This window comes from Pseudanabaena sp. PCC 7367 (genome assembly GCF_000317065.1).
Lineage (GTDB): Bacteria > Cyanobacteriota > Cyanobacteriia > Pseudanabaenales > Pseudanabaenaceae > Thalassoporum > Thalassoporum mexicanum.
Genome location: NC_019701.1, coordinates 591197 through 611654 on the forward strand (window position 1 = coordinate 591197; position 20458 = coordinate 611654).

The 20458-nt window shown below is 45.5% G+C and carries 17 protein-coding genes and 1 pseudogene; 9 read left to right on the plus strand and 9 right to left on the minus strand.

The window, feature by feature from the left end:
* Positions 1 to 137 precede the first annotated feature (137 nt).
* Together hisE and PSE7367_RS02300 are read right to left on the minus strand one after the other, a co-directional pair.
* Positions 138 to 413, minus strand: a pseudogene (hisE, locus tag PSE7367_RS02295) (phosphoribosyl-ATP diphosphatase); the annotation flags it as partial.
* A gap of 249 nt (positions 414 to 662) precedes the next feature.
* Positions 663 to 1988: a dihydrolipoamide acetyltransferase family protein gene (locus PSE7367_RS02300; RefSeq protein ID WP_015163749.1), complete on the minus strand. Its 1326-nt coding sequence runs from the start codon at positions 1986 to 1988 to the stop codon at positions 663 to 665.
* Between the two features lie 325 nt (positions 1989 to 2313).
* Here PSE7367_RS02300 and PSE7367_RS02305 point away from each other — a divergent pair, with 325 nt between their 5' ends.
* The gene (locus PSE7367_RS02305; protein ID WP_015163750.1) at positions 2314 to 3123 is read left to right on the plus strand and encodes an SDR family NAD(P)-dependent oxidoreductase; all 810 of its coding nucleotides are present in this window, start codon (positions 2314 to 2316) and stop codon (positions 3121 to 3123) included.
* A gap of 169 nt (positions 3124 to 3292) precedes the next feature.
* Here the strand turns inward: PSE7367_RS02305 and PSE7367_RS02310 are convergent, their stop codons facing one another.
* Positions 3293 to 3784, minus strand: coding sequence for a CAAD domain-containing protein (locus PSE7367_RS02310; RefSeq protein WP_015163751.1), 492 nt, complete (start codon positions 3782 to 3784; stop codon positions 3293 to 3295).
* A gap of 645 nt (positions 3785 to 4429) precedes the next feature.
* Between PSE7367_RS02310 and PSE7367_RS19990 the strand changes: the two genes are divergently transcribed.
* Complete coding sequence (locus PSE7367_RS19990; RefSeq protein ID WP_015163752.1) at positions 4430 to 6256, plus strand: DUF697 domain-containing protein; 1827 nt, start codon at positions 4430 to 4432, stop codon at positions 6254 to 6256.
* A 71-nt stretch (positions 6257 to 6327) separates the two neighbouring features.
* Here the strand turns inward: PSE7367_RS19990 and psb30 are convergent, their stop codons facing one another.
* Entirely contained in the window at positions 6328 to 6468 is a 141-nt protein-coding gene (psb30, locus tag PSE7367_RS02320; RefSeq protein ID WP_015163753.1) for a photosystem II reaction center protein Ycf12/Psb30, read from the minus strand.
* Positions 6469 to 6770: 302 nt separating this feature from the next.
* On the opposite strand from psb30, the gene PSE7367_RS21730 reads away from it, so the two are divergent.
* Both PSE7367_RS21730 and PSE7367_RS19995 read left to right on the plus strand, forming a co-directional pair.
* Positions 6771 to 7295 (plus strand): (2Fe-2S) ferredoxin domain-containing protein, encoded by a 525-nt coding sequence (locus tag PSE7367_RS21730; protein ID WP_015163754.1) that lies wholly within the window; start codon positions 6771 to 6773, stop codon positions 7293 to 7295.
* 194 nt (positions 7296 to 7489) lie between these two features.
* Positions 7490 to 8707, plus strand: coding sequence for a DnaD domain-containing protein (locus PSE7367_RS19995; protein WP_156800323.1), 1218 nt, complete (start codon positions 7490 to 7492; stop codon positions 8705 to 8707).
* 1 nt (position 8708) lies between these two features.
* Here the strand turns inward: PSE7367_RS19995 and PSE7367_RS02335 are convergent, their stop codons facing one another.
* Positions 8709 to 9560, minus strand: a complete 852-nt coding sequence (locus tag PSE7367_RS02335; RefSeq protein ID WP_015163756.1) for an inositol monophosphatase family protein — start codon at positions 9558 to 9560, stop codon at positions 8709 to 8711.
* A gap of 358 nt (positions 9561 to 9918) precedes the next feature.
* On the opposite strand from PSE7367_RS02335, the gene PSE7367_RS02340 reads away from it, so the two are divergent.
* The 3 genes from PSE7367_RS02340 (at position 9919) to PSE7367_RS02350 (ending at position 12242) form a co-directional block, all read left to right on the plus strand.
* Entirely contained in the window at positions 9919 to 10500 is a 582-nt protein-coding gene (locus PSE7367_RS02340) for an Npun_F5749 family FMN-dependent PPOX-type flavoprotein (protein ID WP_015163757.1), read from the plus strand.
* Positions 10501 to 10686: 186 nt separating this feature from the next.
* Complete coding sequence (locus PSE7367_RS02345; protein WP_015163758.1) at positions 10687 to 11493, plus strand: DUF1361 domain-containing protein; 807 nt, start codon at positions 10687 to 10689, stop codon at positions 11491 to 11493.
* A 137-nt stretch (positions 11494 to 11630) separates the two neighbouring features.
* Positions 11631 to 12242 carry a plasmid pRiA4b ORF-3 family protein gene (locus PSE7367_RS02350; RefSeq protein ID WP_015163759.1) on the plus strand — a complete coding sequence of 204 codons (612 nt, stop codon included), beginning with the start codon at positions 11631 to 11633 and terminating at the stop codon, positions 12240 to 12242.
* A gap of 7 nt (positions 12243 to 12249) precedes the next feature.
* Here the strand turns inward: PSE7367_RS02350 and PSE7367_RS02355 are convergent, their stop codons facing one another.
* A complete protein-coding gene (locus tag PSE7367_RS02355) occupies positions 12250 to 12957 on the minus strand; it encodes an MIP family channel protein (protein ID WP_051038062.1) in 708 nt (235 codons plus the stop codon).
* 45 nt (positions 12958 to 13002) lie between these two features.
* Positions 13003 to 13347 (minus strand): ArsR/SmtB family transcription factor, encoded by a 345-nt coding sequence (locus tag PSE7367_RS02360; RefSeq protein WP_015163761.1) that lies wholly within the window; start codon positions 13345 to 13347, stop codon positions 13003 to 13005.
* A gap of 600 nt (positions 13348 to 13947) precedes the next feature.
* Here PSE7367_RS02360 and PSE7367_RS20000 point away from each other — a divergent pair.
* Entirely contained in the window at positions 13948 to 14685 is a 738-nt protein-coding gene (locus tag PSE7367_RS20000) for a glycoside hydrolase family 24 protein (RefSeq protein WP_015163762.1), read from the plus strand.
* Between the two features lie 858 nt (positions 14686 to 15543).
* Positions 15544 to 16230, plus strand: a complete 687-nt coding sequence (locus PSE7367_RS02370) for a hypothetical protein (RefSeq protein WP_015163763.1) — start codon at positions 15544 to 15546, stop codon at positions 16228 to 16230.
* 132 nt (positions 16231 to 16362) lie between these two features.
* Here PSE7367_RS02370 and PSE7367_RS02375 read toward each other — a convergent pair whose 3' ends face one another.
* Positions 16363 to 17514: a hybrid sensor histidine kinase/response regulator gene (locus PSE7367_RS02375; RefSeq protein WP_015163764.1), complete on the minus strand. Its 1152-nt coding sequence runs from the start codon at positions 17512 to 17514 to the stop codon at positions 16363 to 16365.
* Positions 17486 to 20368, minus strand: coding sequence for a PAS domain S-box protein (locus PSE7367_RS20005; protein ID WP_015163765.1), 2883 nt, complete (start codon positions 20366 to 20368; stop codon positions 17486 to 17488). Before PSE7367_RS20005 ends, PSE7367_RS02375 begins: the two co-directional genes overlap by 29 nt.
* Positions 20369 to 20458 lie beyond the last annotated feature (90 nt).

Genomic DNA, 20458 nt, shown 5'->3' on the forward strand with positions numbered 1-20458 from the left:
TATTCTCGTTGTGTATATCTTTATGATGTGATGAATCTAAATCTTCTAAATCTTCTCGATCGCTAATTGCTCAAGCTAGCATCCCGATCGAACTAAATGGCTGGTCTGGTCAGCTTATCTAAACCCGACAAACCTGACTAGCGTCGCCGCGCCGCTAATTTAGCATATACCAATTCGAGATCCACATTGTGGTGCGCCATCGCTACCAGGGTGTGATAGAAAAGGTCGGCCACCTCCGAGGCGATCTCATCGGCCTGATCATCCTTGCAGGCCATCACCACTTCAGCTCCTTCTTCACCAATTTTTTTGAGGATTTTATTATCCCCACCAGCAAATAGCTTACAAGTATAGGAATCGGGCTGGGGGTGATCGCGGCGATCGCAAATCACGGCGAATAGTTCTGAGAGCGGATCGATCTGGTTAGCCATGATTAATCATTTATTGACTATTGATTATTTGGTTGGTAATTACTAACAGAGAGGGATCGCCCCAGCGCCTCGCTAAACCATTGCATCAGCAACCAGAATAGCCAGGGATTAAGGGCGATCGCCACTTAGCCCTCTGTAATGTTTTCTGTCATGTTTTAAATTGAATTGATGTTCTTACTCAATTGATGATGACAATGGAGCCCAGAGTTATTGAGTCTGCTGCAATAGCGCTTCTTATAGCACCAGAGATTGGGCATTGGTTTCAATCAACTTGGCCAAATCCTGCAAGAACTGTGCCGCATGGGCACCATAGATCACGCGGTGATCGCAGGTAATGTTTACTTTCATTTGCGAGCGAATTGCGATCGCCCCATCAGCAGTAATCACGGGCTGAGGTTTGGAACCACCGATCGCCAGGATCGCGCCAGTACCAGGTGGCAGAATTGCATCAAAAGAATCCACGCCAAACATGCCCAGATTTGAGATCGTGAAGGTGCCAGTGGAATATTCATCCGGTTGCAATTGCTTGGCGCGGGCTTTGCCAACTAGTTCTTTCCAATGGCGCGACAGGCTATAAATATCGATCTGGTCTGCCTTTGGCAACACTGGCGTAATCAGACCACCATCATCCATCGCCACGGCCACCGCCACATTAATGTCGCTCTTGTAGGCGATCCCTTGGTCGCTGTAGCTGGCATTGAGCAACGGGTGCTTTTGTAAGGTAATTGCTACCGCCTTAGCCAACAGCGCGGTCATGGTTACGCCCTTGGGCTTAATTTGCTTATAGAGGGCATCCAGCGCCGTAGTAGTAATGCTATAGGCTACATGATAAGTCGGCACCGCCAGACTCCAATTCATGTTGCGGATTACTGCATTCTGGAACGTGGATAGCGGTTGGACAGTTGCGGTCGCCGGAGCAGGCGTAGGTACAGCCACGATCGCCGGTGGAGTAGTTGCCACGATCGCTGATGCTGGTTGGGCAGGCAAAGCCGGGGCAGAGGCAGAGGGTGTAGATGGTTTTAATCGGGCTTCCACATCCGCCGCCGTAATCCGACCATTGGGGCCAGTGCCATTAATCACGCCTAGATCTAGATTATTGGCTTTGGCTAATTTCTTGGCGCGAGGGGAGGCAATGATCCGATCGCCTTTTTTACGTGCTGGTGCAGCAATAGTAGTAGTTGTGGTCGCTGCTTCAGGGCTGGAGGCGCTAGCATTATTACTGGTACTACTAGCGCTACTAGCATTATTAGTGGCAGCAGGGGCAGCGCTGGGGGCAGTGGTTGATTGGGCTGCTTTTTGTTTGGCGGCTTCGATCTCGGCTTCGGTTTCTGCCACATAGGCGATCGCGGCACCAACTGGGGCAACCTCACCTTCAGGAACAGCGATCGCGCCCAAATAGCCCTCATAGAAAGTTTCTACGTCCATATCTGCCTTGTCGGACTCAACAATCACCACGGTTTCGCCCTTTTCGACTTTGTCACCGAGAGATTTCACCCAGGAGGTAATCTTTCCTTCGGTCATGGTGGAGCTAAGCGCAGGCATGAAAATTTCGTGAATCATAGCAATATAGGCAAATAAGGACTTTTAGGTGGATGCTGGATATACGTGATCGCTCTTGATCGATGCGGATGAATTGAATAATTTGTAAAGCACAGCAACTAAATATGATAAGCCTTTTTGAACCTGATTTGGTATCCCTGGATTTACCTAATCGTTGTTTTTGGCCAAGTGGTTGGCAGTAAATTTGACAGTAAATTAAGCCTAAAGTAAAGCGATCGCCTCGGTTAGAGGATAGATGCGGTTTCGAGCGTGAACATCACAAAATATAGCTTGGCTTGAAAAAGGCCGCGATCGATTCAGGTATTTAAATATTCCAGGGGGAAACTTGCTAGAAAATATTAAGACTGCCCTAATTACGGGCGCATCGGCGGGGATTGGTGAAGCGTTTGCCCAGCGGTTAGCCCAAGAAAAGATTGATCTATTTCTGGTGGCCAGATCCGATGATAAGTTACAACAACTGGCTACCCAATTGAGCAAGGAGCACGGCGTGCGGGTAGAGTTTTTAGCCCAGGATTTAACTGATCTAGCTGCCACTGATCATGTGTTTGATCAAATTCAAGCCCTGGGTTGGCCGATCGATTTGTTGATTAATAACGCGGGGTTTGGCGATTATGGTGAATTTGCCGACAGCGATCGCCACAAACAGCTCAGCATGATCCAGCTTAATATTCTGGCCTTGGTGGATTTAACCTATCAGTTTTTGCCGGGGATGCAGGCACGGGGCAATGGCAATATTATTAACCTTTCATCGATCGGTGGCTTTCAACCGATCCCCTATATGTCTGTCTACTCAGCAAGTAAGGCATTTGTGCTTAGTTTCTCGGAAGCGCTGTGGGCAGAAAACCGCGATCGCGGCATCAAAATCCAAGCCCTTTGCCCAGGGCCTACGGAAACTGAATTTTTCAAAGTAGCTGGGTTCGACCAGATGCCCAACACCTCTGGGTCAGCGCGATCGGTTGCTACGCCGCAAGCAGTGGTAAATGAGTCATTGAGGGGCTTGAAGTCAAATCAATCGGTAGTAGTAACTGGTGGGTTGGGCAATCAGGTAATTGTGAATGCTGGTCGGTTCTTGCCCCGTGAGGTGTTGGCGAAGGGCATAGCGCAAATATTCGACCCCAAGTCAAAACAGGGGTGAAAACTTAAGCCTGGTTAAAATGTAAGCGATCGCTTTGGTAAAAGTAGCGATCACCTAGAGTGAATTTAAAAACATAATATGCTGAATATGTTAAATATTATGTTAAATATTAAGATGCTGCTGTTCACTTAAATGATCAGAAATGATTAGATAAATGAGCAGAAAGCAACTAGCCCAGAATTTTGGACTTAATCCCTTTAACGTTGTCCACCAATTCCTGGCGAGTTTCGGCCAGAAATAGATAGCGCTGGATGAACCAAATGCTATAGCCGATTCCCACTAACTCCAGGAAGGGTGGGAGCAGAGGCAAACTGTTGACTACTTCCAACAGCTTAGAGGTGATAATCAGGGCTAAAACTGACACAACTACAATCACCACGCTCGTTATTCTGGGCTTTTGCTCGGCACTTGTCAACTTCTGCCAGAGTTCCTTGAGTTTATTCACCAGATCTTTGAAAATCTGCTGCGTGGCTGTATCTTTATCATCTGAAGTTGTTTCGTCAGTAGTGACAGTTGTTCCAACGGTATCGGTTGCCACCGCCAGATCTGCTGCTGCTTTTTGCTCGATCGCTTCTACTACCGAAGCCACCGCTTCATCCTTTATTACAGTTGTTTCTGTGGCTTCCGGCTCTGGGCTGGTTGCTTGTTTTTCTTCACTCATGTTTAGTTCTCTTTTCCTAAGACTTAGTTCACAATATATGCGATCGGCAATTGACTATTTAGACCATTTCATTAGACCATTTCAATTTACTAGGCAATCTACCAGGCAAATTAAGCACATGCCGATCGAATTACTCTGTTTACTTGGTTAGATTTGGATTGACGAGCAGATATTTAACAGATTACTTTCCAGGCAAGCATTTCAAAATACAGTTGCCCATCATAACCACCTTGACAAAGTACAACTTAAGTTGCCGTTTAAATCAAACTGGTCTAATTTAACCTATTTAATCCAGGTTTACCTGACTATGGCCATCTGCGCTAATTATTTTAACTAATTTGTACAGTGAGCACAGTGAGTTAGCTTGGCGGAATAACCATTAGCATTGCGTTTTGCTTAGTTTTTTGCCCAAACCCACCTAGATCAGTCCGTGGCTGGATAAAATATGCAAGGATGATCCAGGGACTATGGTGATATTTGATACCATTTTATTGCCTAGATTCAGACATACATATGTAGACTTGTTAGGCTAGTTGTGAGATTTACCCCTTGATATGGCTAGCTACAACTAAATTTACTGGCCGTATAGACAAAAAACGGTTATTGATAATAAGGCATTGGGCATTGTTGTGAAGGTGAAGTGAGATGGCAAACTCTCGAATTTGGCTCCGGGTTGGTTTGGTGGTGGGCATTGGTACGGCTGGAATGCTGGGTATGCTTACGGTTCAAAATGCGATCGCCAGTTTAATCGATGGCTGGCCATTGATCCTGTTGGGAGCGGTCAGCGCGGTTGGGATCATATTTTTAGTGAATTCTCGCCAAGCTGCATTTGCTGAGCCAGAGGCTGAGTTGCCCCTCGACCGCGATCGGCTCAAGCAAGAACTGCAAAAAGCCGAACAATTAATCACCAAAATTAGCGATCCAACTAGCCGCAATGACCTGAACCAAAGGGCTAAACAGATTGCCACCCAGCTAACCCAGGAAAAGTTCCGGATTACGGTGTTTGGCACTGGTTCTTCTGGCAAAACCTCGGTGATCAATGCCCTGATGGGGCGTGAGGTTGGCAACACAGCAGCGACGATCGGCACCACTACAACCGAGCAAGAATATCCCTATGCCGCGATCGCACTTAGAAAAGCTCACAGCACTCAAGGCGAAAAATTACCACATCAAGCAGATTCGCATCGTGGGATTACATCAACAACGGCGATCGCTAACCCAGCCGCATCTAACCAGTCTAATCAAGCCAACAAAAAGCCTAATTCAACCCAGAAAAAACGCCAGATTCTGCTGATCGACACCCCCGGCCTCCAGGAAATTGGCACTGATGGCCAAACCCATGAAGCAGAAGCGGTCAAATTAGCCCAGGCCGCCGATCTGTTGATTTTTGTGGCCGATGGCGATCTCACCAATGCCGAGCATCAACAACTCCAACAACTTTGCCAACTTGATAAGCGGGTGATCCTGGCTTTTAATAAAACCGATCGCTATATGCCAACCGATCGAGTCAAAATCCTCGCCAAACTCAAAACCAGAGTTGCTGAGCTACTGAAACCAGAGGATATCGTAGCGATCGCGGCTTGCCCTGCGCCGATCAAAGTCCGGCAATATCATGCTGAGGCGAATGGTCAAGCAGTACCAACTGAATCAGTCAATGCTGCATTTAATGTTGGTGAGCCCGACTATTTAGGCTATGTAGGTTCTTTACGTCAATCTACCACCTCAGCTAGCCAGGTTAGCCCAACTAGCGAATCTAAGGTGACTAATGTGACTGAATGGCTGGAACCATTGCCGATCGAGATTGCCCCCCTGCGCGATCGGATTGAGCAAATTCTGTCGGTCGAGCAGGAGCAGTTGCTATGTAAAAATGCGCGATTGCAAATTATCACGCTCAAAAAGGCTACCCGCCTGGTGTTGCGGAAATTACGCCGCACTGAAGCCGAAAAAATCATCACCCGCTATCAATGGCTAAGTGCTGCAACCGTATTTGCTAACCCCCTGCCAGGGCTCGATCTAGTTGCTGGGGCGGCGATCAATACGCAGTTGATCATTGAATTGGGGCGACTCTATGAACAAAAATTCAGCGCTAACAAAGCTAAAAAAACCGCCACAATCATGGCCGAATTGCTAATCAAACTCGGTGGCGTGGAAGTGATTACCACTGCGATCGCCACGTTCCTGAAGGCCAATGCGATCACCTACGCGATCGGCGGTTCGATCCAGGCAATTACTGTGGCCTATTTAACTAGAATTGGCGGCATCAGCTTTTTAGACTACCTGGAGCAGCTCGATCGCAATCCTAGCAATATCCAGCCCAAACAAACCGAACCCATGCTAAAAGCCCTACACCGCTATTGCCAGAGCAATTTGCGTAGAATGCAGGGCGAAGTATTTTTTACTAATTTTATTAAAGTTGCCGTGGCCACCCTGGCAGGTAGCAATAAAACGGCGGGAAATAACTCTAATTCCTAATTAATAATTCTATTAATAATAGCTAGCTAATTTAGTTTTAACGAAAGCCTAACTAGAGTGATCGCCAGTGACTACATGTCACCACCTTTATTAGCAAGGATGAAGACAACCACAGGGCCAGCAACTACAATCAGGGCCAAGCAGGTGAGCTGAAAAATAACTTTAAAATCAATGGCGGAAAAAATGCCTGTAATATCAGTAAGAAAGTCCATACCTAAGCTTCCGAATTGTTGTTTTATAGATTTTGTCTGTATTCTACCAATGAATGTTTCCTTCGCCGCTGCTAATCCTTGAATATTTGCGACCTTGAAGATCGTAATTGCTAATTTCTGATGCGATCGGTTTGATTTTTAGATCCATACCCTGTGACTGGCCTATTTCTTCAGCAACTTTGGTCAACTGATCGGCTTCTAGGCAATCAACAACTAATTGTGATCCGGCTCGCCCCCAAGCCCAGGCTTTTTGTTTAGGATAGAAAAGATTTTAGTTGGCATTGGTTAGGGCAAATTTTGCTATGAGTCAGTTAGATAATGAGCAGTTGGTTGACGATCGCCAGGAATTTAGTGCCCTGGGCGAGAAAATAATAGATGTCAATAATCCTGATATTCAAGCGCAAAAAGAGCTAGCCCCTGATGTTGTTGAATCTAATATCGTTGCATCTAATATCGTTGCATCAGAGCAGGGCAATGCCTCAAACGAATTAAATAATGAATTAAATGAAGCTGAGCCTCAAAAAACACAGCAGCATGTTTATGTTTGTCAATATCGTACTTGCAAAAAAGATGGGGCTGAAAAGGTCTTAGCGGCATTTCTGGCGGAAGATTTGCCCAATGTAATCGTCTCTGAATGTGGCTGCCTCGGTTTGTGCGGCTCTGGCCCCATGATAGTAGTTGAGCCCGATGATGTTTATTATTGGCGGGTGCGTGCCAGCGAAGTAGCGGCGATCGCTGAGCATCATTTGCGTGGCGGTGAGCCAATTCCGTCGATGTTACATCCCAGAGTACATCCAGATCCACAGCAATTTAGATCCGGTAACTAAGCAAAGACTATTGCAGGGATAATCCACCTGAGTTTGATCATCGATCTTTGGAATCGACTTTTCAAGCGTAATCAGCGATTTATCCTAATACATCTGACCTCTGATCCACCTTATATCTGAACGGATTGAATATTAACCTGCTAGCAGGCTTGCCAGCTCAGGTGGGTAGCATTGTATTATATGGAAATAATTAGATGCAGTCTGCGGCAAGAAGTGGGCGCGATCTAACCAGGTTTTTGACACGTAGAGTAGTATGGGAAAGCATCATGGATGTAGTGGTTGCCTTGTTGAAATACTATAGTTTCGAGTTTGGCGATCGCTCTCTTAATGAATTAATCAAGGATTGGAGTAAATATACGCCCAATTGGGTACGGTTGGCGATCGTAGAATGCCTCTATCAAGGCCGCTACAAAGTGCGATCGGTAGATCAGATTTTGAAGCTATGGCAACGGCGCGGTAATACTTCCTGTCATTTCAACCATGAGTTTGAGCGCCTCGTTTGTGGGGATTTTGTTTATTCAGTGCCAGGGGTTGCCAAAAAATCGCGTGCGAAGGCTACGCCCGGTACTCAACGCACGATCAAACGCAGTAGTAGCAGTAGCAACAGTAGTAACAGTAGTAAAACTGCCGCCGCGTCTACTCAGTCGTCTAAATCAACTGCATCAAAGACTAAACTAGGCACTACCTATTCTGCCCAAACCGCCAAGCTAGCGCAATTGGCTAAGCAGGGTAGGGCAGCCAAAACAGCGAATCAAGCCCCAATCGCCAAAAATAGGGCGACAGAATCACTAGAGCAAAAAAGTGAAGCAAGTTTGGAAAACCTGGAGCCACCGCCTGCCTCGGATAACTCTACTAATCCCCAAACCAAACAAACCAAACAAATTAAATCTGCTAGTGATGCCTCTGCTACTCCTAGAAGTAAGAAACCAAGTGGTCAATCAAGTCAAGTAACTGATTCTAGGACTACATCAAAGTCTAGCCAGAAGTCATCCCAACGCCCTAAAGCCTCTAGTGCAAGCGCTGCAAGTGCAACTACTTCGGCTAAATCTGCTAAAGCTAAGTCTAGTTCATCTCAGGCTGGCTCAACTAAACAATCAAAATCAACTTCTGGTAGTAATAGTAGTGCAGTTGGCAACAAGGGCGATCGCTCTGGCAAAATAGCGCAGCAATCGGCAGCCTATCGATCGGCAAGGCGGAATATGGAATTGCTGGCAGAATCTTCGTTGTTTGTGGATAAACTCAAGTCCATGTGTGGGGAAGCAGAACTAGATCCTGCTCTCACTGATACCCACGATACCCACAGCGATACTCTCAGTCAATCGCCAAAGCAAGCAGCAGAATTGGAAAAGCCAGCCAAGACTGGCCATGAAGCTACTGTGGTAGAAGAAGTAATCGCGGAATCAACCGAATAGGTTAATTAGCTAAGGGCTCTACCAAACTCAAGAAAGTAGGTAAGAAATTCCGCTGACCCACGACTAAGCTGGGAAAACTACGATCGCCATAATCCTGGTTTGGCTGCAACGGAAAAATTGGCGTATCTTTATTTAAGCTAATCCATTGCGCCCCCGCTGCTTGCAGAATCACCCATACCGCCGCAATGTCCCAAATTTTCGGCGTGGCTTCAACTGCGGCCAGCGTTGCCCCCGTAGCGACGGTCAATAGGTTATAGGTGGCCACCCCCAACATGCGTAGCTTGAACGGGTATTCTGCTCTACCCATCGCTGCCAGGCTGCGCGAACAACTACTAAAAAAGTAATTATTAATGGTTGTATCGGCGGGTAGTTGGGTTTCGATCGCAATCGGCTGGCCATTCAAAAATGCGGCGCTGTTGGGCACTTCCACCGCCAGCTCTGGGGTTAATTCCGGTTCAGAGAACCAACCATGAAAACTCTGCCCCAGGGTGGGCAAATGCACATAGCCAAACACTGGCACACCGCGATAGAGCAAACCCAACGAGATCGCCCAAATCGGAATCCCCCGCGCAAAGTTGGTGGTGCCATCGATCGGATCGATAATCCAGCACCAATCCCGATCGGGAAAGATCAGGGCTGATTCTTCGGTTAGTACGCCATGATGTGGATATTCTTTATTGATCGCCGTTTTAATATAGTTATCAGCCCAGCGATCGGAATTTGTAACTACACTGCCATCGGCTTTTTGCTCCGCGCTGGCATTCCCAAAATCCATCAGCAATTGCTGCCCTACTTCTTTGGCAAGGCGATCGGCAAAGTCCAACCAGCCATGCCAATTAATGTTGTGTTCCATATTAGTTGCTTGAAACCCTCAGCCCTCATGGGGCTCTAGAAAATATACTCAGCCGTTACTAGCTGCTAGTTATGCATGAAATTCCTGTAAAGGCTCAATATTACCGCGATCGCATCACAATCTCAGCTCAGCCATTACTTGAGCATGTAGGCAAGAAGTTTAATAGTCTGTAAAAACGGTAGTAAATTTAATTAATCTGATCTTGCAATGCTACCGCCAATTGATTCCCAGCAGACCTAAATTTGCCTTTGCCAATTCAGTTGCATAATCCTTAATGTATTAAATGCTACTACAGTTATTGGCTTTTTCTGATTCATAAAGATTATCACTCCCATACGAACTGTTAAATTGCTTGATTATGAGCTTAGCCCCCTGGCGATCGTTTCTAGCCCGTAGCCTCCATAAGCACAAGAGCGAACCACAATCGCGCTATTTTCAAATTGCTACGGTTGATAAGCAAGGCTATCCCACCAATCGCACCGTGGTGTTCAGGGGCTTTCGGGAAAAAGACGATCAAATTAAGTTCATCACCGATCGCCGCAGTGAAAAAGTATTGCATCTTGATCGCCAGCCCAGGGCGGAGATTTGCTGGTATTTTGCCAAAACCCGTGAACAATTCCGCATCGCTGGCCCACTCATGGTTATTGATGCTGCATATCCTGATCAAGAACTTTTACAAGCACGCCAAGCCACCTGGCAGCAGATTTCTGACGCAGCGCGATCGCAATTTCTGTGGCCGGCTCCTGGTCAACCTGTTACAAAATCCCCAGTTCCAGATGCTTCTGGCTCTCCAGATAAAATGGAGCCAGGGGCAAATTTTTGCCTGGTGATCATGGCACCACAGCGGGTAGACCATCTACAATTGGCTGGACAACAGCACCGCACTATTTATGAACGCGATCGCCAGGGGAATTGGTCACAGCAACAAGTTAATCCATAATTAATCAAAAATCGGTGATTCTGGACAAGTAAGGGTTTAGGAGATAGTTGGAGATATTTCAATATCCTCAGCCCAGGCAAGCTAGGCTACGAATTTAAAATCGATTGTCAATTATCCTTGCTACTGCATAACTACGACTACCCCCAAATTTATGAATTAGAGAAAAAGGGATAAGCTCCATTCACCATGAACGATCGCCTGGATTATATCGACTGGAATGTGGCGCTATATGCGCTGATGGACAATGGCGAACCGATGTCGTGGAATTTGCTATTGGCATTGATTCCATTGGTTTTGAGTTGTTATTTATTTCACTTGCCGCGATCGCTAGTTTTGCGTTGGAGCTTGTGGATCGCTCTGGGTGTAACGGTGGCAGGTAGTTATCCGCGTATTTTGCCAATTCTGGTGCGATTGGCTAATGGTTCTGGCTTGGCGATCGCCCTGGGGCTAGGCATCTTTGGCATCGGGCTATGGCGATTCCTGGGCAGGCAAAGGTTCAAGCCGATCCTGTGGTGGTTGGGCTGTTTGGTGTGTCTCTTGTTCTTGCCCAATGCCGCCTATATTTTGACTGATCTAATTCACTTGATCCTGGATATTCGTAAGGGCTACCCGATCGGTGTGGTGATGTTTGGTCTGATGCCTCAATATTTGCTATTCATTGGCGTGGGGTTTGCCGCCTATGTGCTATCGATCATGAATGTGGGTTTTTATTTGCGCGATCGTGGCTTGAGCCGATACATAATGCCAACCGAAATTACGATTCATTTGCTCAGTGCGATCGGTATTTACCTGGGGCGGTTCGATCGGATGAATTCTTGGGATGTAATTGGCGATTCCACTGCTCTAGCCAAAGGTATCTTAAATATGCTCACCTCCACCCATGCTTTGCTTGTGATTGCGGTTACTTTTCTGGTCTTGGCGATTACCTATGCTTTGTCTAAGTTCATCAATCTTGGCCTATTGCTTCAATCCCAAGATCTCAAACGTCCTTAGCTCTGCAGGTGAGGCTAGATGACATGAAAACATGATCAGCAAAAGATCAGGTGAATTTGCGATCGCCCGATTTTAAGCGATATAGTGAGTGGTAATTACTAATCAATCGTTGCAATCTTTTTCCATTGGTAATAGTTATGGCTCCACGTCGGGTAAAGTCCAGCAAGCAGGTCTATCAACTTAAAATTTCCCTTGACGATATCCGCCCACCAATCTGGCGGCGAGTGCAGGTGCTCGATAATATCACCCTGAGAAATCTGCATTGGGTGATTCAGTTAGCAATGGGATGGACTAATTCACATCTCCATGCCTTTGAAGTTGGTAGATATCCGCAAGAGCAACGCTATGGCATGGTGATTGATGCCTATGATACCGAGCTTGGCTTAAAGGATGACAAAAAGGTATATCTCAGCAAAATTGTTGATGGCGAGAAGTTTAAATTCTTTTATCAGTATGACTTTGGCGATGGCTGGGATCATATCATTCTGGTTGAAAAAATCTTGCCGATCGATCCGGAAGTTAGCTATCCCATTTGCATTAAGGGTAAGCGTGCCTGTCCACCGGAAGATTGTGGCGGTGTCTGGGGCTACATGGATCTAATTGATATTTTGCAAGATCCTGAACATCCCGATCATGAGTCAATGCTGGAGTGGGTCGATGATGGGTTCGATCCCAACCGCTTTGATTTAGACGCGGCAAATAAGCTATTACAACAAATTGATAAATTTATGTCTATGTACGATCGATAATTAATAATTAATCAAAATCACGAAAACCATTAGAAATATGGCGATAGACGATCACCGCCAGTTGCGCGCCCAAAATCGGTGCTAACCAATAGAGCCAGTGATGTTGCCAGATCCCTGACACTAAGGCCGGGGCAAACGATCGCGCCGGGTTCATGCTAGCGCCAGTAATTTTACCCATGCAGGCGGCTTCCAGACCCACCGTAAGGCCGATCGCTAAGCCTGCAAACCCGATCGGCGCGCGGCGATCTAAGCCTGAGCCCAGAATCACAAACATCAACACAAAGGTCAGCACTACTTCCAGGATAAATGCTTGCAACCATTGATCGTTGAGCGGTAGCGTTGCCCCCATATTCGCTATGCGACCAAAACACAGCATTAGCAAGAAAGAAGCAGCGATCGCCCCCATTACCTGCGCCACGATGTAGGGTAAAACCATCTGAGTTTTAAAAAAGCCACTTTGCCAGAAACCCAGTGTCACCGCAGGATTAAAATGCGCTTTGCTAATATGCCCCACCGCATAGATCATCGCTGCCACCACCGCGCCAAAAATGGCACTGATGCCCAGGTGGGTAATTGCACCATCTGCCAATTCATTCACCATCACCGCCCCCGTCCCTGCGAATACCATCACAAAAGTGCCAATCCCTTCGGCGATCGCTGGCGCAGAAAGAAATCGATTTGTGGTTCGTTTCTGCTGAATTTGACTATTCTGCATTTGAGCCATTTGGGTTAAATCTAATGATCTGAGCTATGAATTGGTTTAAAGTAATGCCACTGCTGCCTTAAACCGCTGCAACTGTTCTGGATTGACGCAGTAACATACCCTGGGGCCATCAATTTCACCTTTGACCAAACCGGCCTGCTTGAGAATGCGTAAATGCTCAGACACCGTCGATTGCGATAGGGGCATTACTTCCACGATCTCGCCGCAAATACAAGTGCCGCGATCGATCAAAATTTGCAAAATCTTGACTCGTGCTGGATGCCCCATTGCTTTACAAAAAGTAGCCAGTTGTTGCTGGTTTAATTGAGCATGGGTAGATTTAGAGTCAGATGATTCACCGCAGCAAGGCTGGGTTTGTGAGGTTTTTTGCGTCTGCACCATTATTTTTTCTATCGTTTATCGTCTATTGTCGATAACACAATAACAAGTCCAGTCTAGAAAAAGCAACTATATGTCAGGTATTCATGCAAAAGAAGCCTTTTGAAGATGCACTAGGAATGTAAATACTGTTAACAGGTAAATATTGAGCCAACTTGTTATCTGGACTATTGGGGATTTTGAAGAGGGTTGCGTAAACCTAACGATCGGGTTTGAAAAAATTGTGAAGCTATGGCAAAATGCAGCGGTTTATACGATTTTAGTTTTTAGATCGGCCACATTTAAATATAGATTGTTTGGCTCAAAGTAATTAACCAATAATCTACCAAGTTAAAAATCAGAGGATTTCAATGCCCCAAGGGTTTGCCTTTAAGCTATCACTAATTATAATCCTAGTGGCTTGGCTACTAATCAGGATAGTCAGGATAGTAATGATAACGAGATTTGGCGGATTTTAATTTAACTACCAAATTAGGCAAAATAAGCTTTGGGACAATTGTTTGAATCTATATTAGATCCTTTAGATCCTGTTCAATGTTTTGCGTATTGCGATTGTAAGCGTCAGTCTAGCGAACTTAATTGAGTGTTAAGTAAGGTGTGAGGATGGATAAAAATAAACTAGCTTTGCTGGTAACGGTATGTGGGTTTATTTATGGATCGGGTGGGTTGGGGGTAACCAAACCGGCGATCGCCCAGGAATATAATGCCTGCTTTATGGTAACTGGCTCAGGCAGGCTGGTTCAATTTGACTTTTGCAAGCATAATCCACCACCCGCACCACCAGAAACTGCTAAGCCAGCATCGCCATCGCCATCGCCATCGCCATCGCCAAATAGCTACAGCCCTAGCAGCCTTAACTATTCTGCTTCAGTTAATCTCAAGGCTTTCTTGCAAATTATCCGCTATGCCGAAGGTACGAGCAGTAGTGATGGCTATCGGATTCAATTTACTGGGCGACGATTTTATAACTATGGCGATCATCCCAGACAAGTAAATTGTGGTTATTACAATGGCGGTCAGCTCTGTTCAACTGCTGCCGGAGCCTATCAGTTTTTGGAAACAACCTGGGATGATGTAGCGTCTTCGATCGGAGCCTATGATTTTAGCCCAGATTGGCAAGATCGGGGCGCAATTGAGTTAATTCGGCGGGCTGGTGCAATGCAGGATGTGGAGATGGGTAACATCGAACAGGCGATCGGTAAAGTTGCCCCTGTGTGGGCCAGTTTCCCGCGCTGGTCAGGCGACTCCTATGGTTCCTATGGTCAATCGGTGGTGCCGATGTATGTGCTGGTACATTATTTTGAAGCCTACCGCGATTATTTCAATAATGAAGAAACTTAAACCTTGACAACCTTAAGCCAAAATAATGCTAGATGGATGTTTAAGGTATTTAAAATGTTTAAAATATTTAAAATGTTTAAGGTATTTAAATTGAATATGGGCACATTATCTTTGCACTAAGGATTTCAAAGGATTTCATCTGATATTCAAATTGTTTGATTAAATTTGAGCTAAGGAGTTTTTTGACTGCCAAAGACTGGACGGCATTTGCCTGGTGTTTTTTCCAAGCTGTTATGTGAGTATTGATATAAATTAATAGCTATCAATCAATGATTGCAACCAAGCGATCGCTACTCTTGCTAAGGGTTTCTCTTGGAGCCACACTTACATGACAAAAGTAAAACAAAAATTAAAATATAGACACAGATCGTAGAAACTATAGCTTAAGTAGGATGCTTCCATTTCTCACCTACCTAAAAATAGGGTTTCGATCACAACAGTTGAGGATCTGTTTTGAGATACTTAGTTGGCAATAGTTACAGCAAAACTAAGTGATATGTCCTAAGCATTGCCAGGTAGAAAATTACCAAGACCGCAAATGGTTTATTCAAATAGTCTATATAAACTCTCTGCTTAACACTAATTCTTGGCTAGGACCTATTGGTTCAGAATATAACTTTCGGCAATGTGCGATTAGCTGAAATTATTAATGGAGATGTTGTCTGACAAGATTTTGCCCATTGAGGTTGAACTTGTAGTTCACTGAGCCGAAAAGAGTTATATATTGTATTTTTAAAATTTAAACTTTAAATTGAATATTTAATTGGCTAATTCAATGTTTGTCTGATTATTGTCTGTTCTTGGCATGATTAATATATTAAGTTTGAGCATTTTTTGGTTAGCTGGACTAGTTCTAATATGAGTAATTGGCAAAGTGGGATTAGCTTATTTGCTACCCTGACTTCAGTGGTAAGCTCCCCGCAAGCTGCTGCGGTGGGTGTCCAACCTCAGGCTTCGGGCGAAGAATTATTTTTGCAAGGTGTTTCTAAAACTCGGGTAGAAGATTATGATGGGGCGATCGCTGACCTAAACAAGGCTGCAATGGAATTCACTAGGCAACGGAATAAAATTGATGCCTATAAAAGCAGGGCTCTGGCGGTATATCTAAGCTGGGCTGATACCAATCAATCGCCACCGGATTGGTATTTGTCAGGACATTGTATGGGATCTCCTGCCTGTACCTATATCACCAACTGGGTTGCCCCAAATGTGAACAACAATAACTATGGTGGTATTCTGGTGCTCAATAAGCGAATTGGGATGCGCCAGCGATCGCAGGGTGGTTCTGTGCCCATTACGGCGGTACTGGATGTGGCGGTGGTGCCGCAACTGGATGATGGTGAATCCTTACATAATGGCATTTGTAAATTGCGGGGCAAAAGAGATCCTGAAATTGCTGCGATCGCCAAATTTGACGGTTATGAAGACCAAGAATCATTTACAGAGGTGAGTCAGGCGTGGCGGATTGATACCAAAGCTCAGCGCATCTCTGAGATACCCACAAGGGGAGTGAGCTGTGTTAATCCTTGTCCGGGTGGTTGTTGAATTTCTTGATATTCATTATTGCTGAGCATCTCTGGGCATCTCTGAGTATATCTGAGCATGAGAGCAAGACTGGTTCACACATCTCTTGCTAAAAATCTCTACTTATATCTACTTAAGATTAAAAATCACCATCTAGTGATTCTGGGCGATCGGTTCCGTGGGTAACTCTATGGTAAACAAGGTGCCTTGACCAGCTTCACTTTGGCAATAAATTTGGCCGCCATGTAATCTCACAAATTTTTTGGCGATCGCTAGACCCAATCCAGTACCAGGGATCGTCCCCACATTGCTAGCCCGAAAGAAGGAGCTAAATAATTGTGCCTGCTCATGGACTGGAATACCAATGCCGTGATCTTCCACCCCAAATTTAAGCCACTCTTGGCGATCGCTCCCCTTCTGGATGGTGCTTACAGATAGAGAGACCTCACTACCAATTGGCGAGTATTTGATTGCATTAGAAAGTAGATTGATCAGCACATGGCGCAGAATCTTAATATCAATGGACGCTGTGGTCGACTCTTTCAGACCGCTAAACCTGAGTGAATGGGTCTCTTGAGCCACAAATTGAATTTCTTCCAGTAAATCCTCGCAAAATATATTTAAATCGATATTACTGTAATTAACGCTGGGGCTGCCGTTGCGATCGAGACTGAGTAATTGCACATCATCAAGTAGCTTAGTCATGCTGGAGATCGATTCATGAATATGCTTAAATCGCTTTTCCCTTTTCTCACCTGAGAGCTTATCGCCCCTTTTTTCCAACAGTTCAGTAGAAAGCGAAATAGTAGAGATTGGGGTGCGGAATTCATGGGCAATCATGGCCACAAATTCAGAGTTCAGCTTGCTAATTGCCTCAGCATGTTGGCGTAGCTTTTGGGCATTTTCCATTTCCCGATCGGCCTCAGCTTCCAGGCTTTTTTTATGTAAGGCAATTTCGATCGTAGCGCGTAGTTCCTGGGGCTTGAAGGGCTTAACTAAATAACCAAAGGGTTGAGCTTGTTTGGAGCGTTCCAGGGTATCACGATCGGCAAAGGCGGTCATATATACAATTGGTACCTTTAACTGGGTATAAATTTCACTCGCTGCCCTAATTCCATCTACTTCACCTTTGAGCATGATATCCATCAGGATAATATCAGGGCTGGTGCGCTTAGCGGTTTCGATCGCCACATCCCCAGCATCGACAATTCCTACTACTGCATAGCCCTGCTTCTGGAGTCGAATTGCAATATTCTCCGCTGAAATTGCCTCATCCTCAACCACCAGTACCTTTACCTGCGTCATAGGCTTTGAACCTCTCTTTATACTTCAACTCACCAAAAACTAGACGAAACTGAGTTCCGTTCACTTGCTCAAGCTCGATTTCAGCCTCTAGCTGCCGCCCCAGGATGCGAACTAGACGCAAGCCCATTGAAGTAGAATTTTGCCAGTCGATTGTTGTCGGGATGCCAACCCCACTATCGCCAATTACAAGTTCAAATTTGGGCAAACTAGCCTGTTTAGCACCATCTTTGGTTAGTCTGGGTGAGGCGATCATACTGTTGTCGATCGCTGGGTTGATATGATCTGGTTCGATCGATCTAAATTCTATTGATATCTGACCCGATTGGCAGCCAGGAAAAGCATATTTAATCGAGTTTGCAACTAGTTCGTTCAGGATTAAGCCACAGGGAATTGCCGTCTCTAGATTTAATATAACTGGTTCTATCTTAATCTGCCACTCAATTTGCTTAATATTAAAGCAGTAGGATTGAAATAAGTTCTCAGCTAGATTCTCCACATACTCACGAAAGCAAACTTTACCGGCCGCTGGCGATTGATAGAGCTGTTCATGGATCAAGGCCATGGCATGGATTCGATTTTGGCTGTCAATGAATAGATCAGCGATCGCCTCATCTTCTATATTTTGAGCTTGTAAATCAAGCAGATTCGCAATTACATGCAAGTTATTCTTAACCCGGTGGTGAATTTCCTTCAGCAATACTTCTTTCTCTTGCAAAGAGGCTTGAATATATTCTTGGGCTTCTCTTTGCCTGGTAATATCTCGCACCGCGATCAAGACATTGATGGTTTTGCCACTGTGATCGCGCATCGCTGAATAGTTGACCAGAACCCAAATTGAAGAGAGATCTTTTTTGATGTAGCGCTTCTCGGTGTGAAATTGACTGATGCGGCCATAGTAGAGCTGTTTGGTTTCACTCAGATCTAGATTGACATCCTCTGGCACAGTAATATCACGCAGGGTCAGTCTGGTCATTTCGGTTTCCGCATAGCCCAGCATCTCGCAGAGCATTGCATTTACTTTAATAATGCTCTGATTAAAGCCAATAATTGCCATGCCCAATGGGCCCGATTCAAAAATTTTGCGAAAGCGTTCCTCACTTTGCAACAGGGCTTGTTCTGAGCGTTTGCGATCGCTGATGTCTTCCACCATGCCCAGTGTATATAGGATTGAACCCGCATCATCACGCACTACGGTGGCAATTAGATTCGCCCACCAGCTTGAACCATCTTTCCTGATGTAGCGCTGTTCCAGGTTATAACTATCGATCTGCCCAAGAATTACCTGTTCCAGGTAGGGCAGTTCCTTTTGTAAGTCATCGGGATGGGTGACATCTTGCAAGGTTTTGCCCTCTAGTTCTGTTGCCTCATAGCCCAATAGTCGACATAGGCGGGAATTGACTTGAATATATCTATTATTTAGATCAACCAGACTAATGCCGATCGGCGCGTCTTCAAAAATATGCCTGAATTTTTCTTCGCTGGCGGCTAATGCCTGCTTAACTAGCTCTTTTTGGGTAATTTCCGCCCGTAACTCATCATTGGCGGCAATCAGATCCTGAGTGCGAGTATTCACTCTTGCTTCTAGGTCTAACTTGGACTGTTTCAATGCCAGTTCTACCTGCTGTCGTTCCAGCTCAGCCGCAGCCCTGGCCGCAAAAATGGAAAGAATATAACGGGCAATTTCTTCGTTCTCCAGGGGGCGATCGTCTAAAACGCAAAGAATCCCAATTGGTTCTCTGGCTGAATTCTCTAAGCGAATGCCAAAGTAGCTTTCCATCGGTTCGCTGGCGAGGAATTGATTAAGAACAGGGAATTTTTGCCCGACTTGACTACGACAGTAATACACCCCTTTTTTTATTACCATGTTACAGGGGGTACTGGCCGGGTCATATTCAAAATTTTCACCTAAGCGACCATTCAACCAGAGCGCAACGGTACTACAACCATCTTCTAGCTCAGCTACGACTGCACATTTCACTTCCAACGCCTGAGCCAGGTACTGAACCAAAACGGCAAAGAATTCTGTGCCAGTGACTGCGGCGGTGCCTGCCACCAGAGATCGTAGTGCTTCCTGGCTTTTTTGAGTGGTGGTGATGTCAATCCCCACGGAGACGATCGCCTGATTGTGATTATATTTCTGGGCGGCTACCAGGTAGTGATATTTTCTATTGTTGAAGTTTGTATCGATGATCTGAGAAGTCGTAACATCATCACTGGCCATAAATTGTACGGCGAACTGTTTAAGCTTGCTGCTACTGCCGGAAAATCCCACCGGTTTACCAACAATTTCTTCAGGAGGTAGCTCCAGGACATCGGCCAGCTTACGATTTACACCGATGTAGCGCCCATTTTGGTCAATCCAAGAGACAAAGCCTGGCACCGCATCAATGACGGCTTGAAGCTGTTCTTTGGCCTGTTTAAGTTCTTGCTCTGCCTGTTTGCGGTCGCTTTCTGCTGTTTGTTTGATTACCAATCGCCCTAAATCTTGCTCCGTCAGGGTGCCAACGATCGCTCCCTGGTCATCAACAATCGGCAAACAATCAATTTTATGGCGTTCAAATAATTCAAGCAGCTTAGTAGGATGATTTTCCAGCTCCGATTCTGGCAATGTTACCGCTGGGGTTTGCATTACTGCAGCGATCGGCATTTCTTGCCAGCCATGCTCCAAGCCAACTATTTCAATCAGATTTGCAGCAGTGAAAATTCCCTTCAGTTGTCCATTTCTGGTTACCAAAACATACTTGGCACTACTTTGGGTGCGAAGTTGCTCAATTACTGCCCAGACCGAAACATCGTCATTAACAACTAATGGCTTGCGGTCTATGGCTTGGGAGATGGACTGTAACTCTAACATTCAGATATTTAAGGGAAAGGGGTGATCTTACCGATTGAATTATCTCAAATCAGCACCTTGGCACCTTCGTATACGATGCTTTACTGCTTG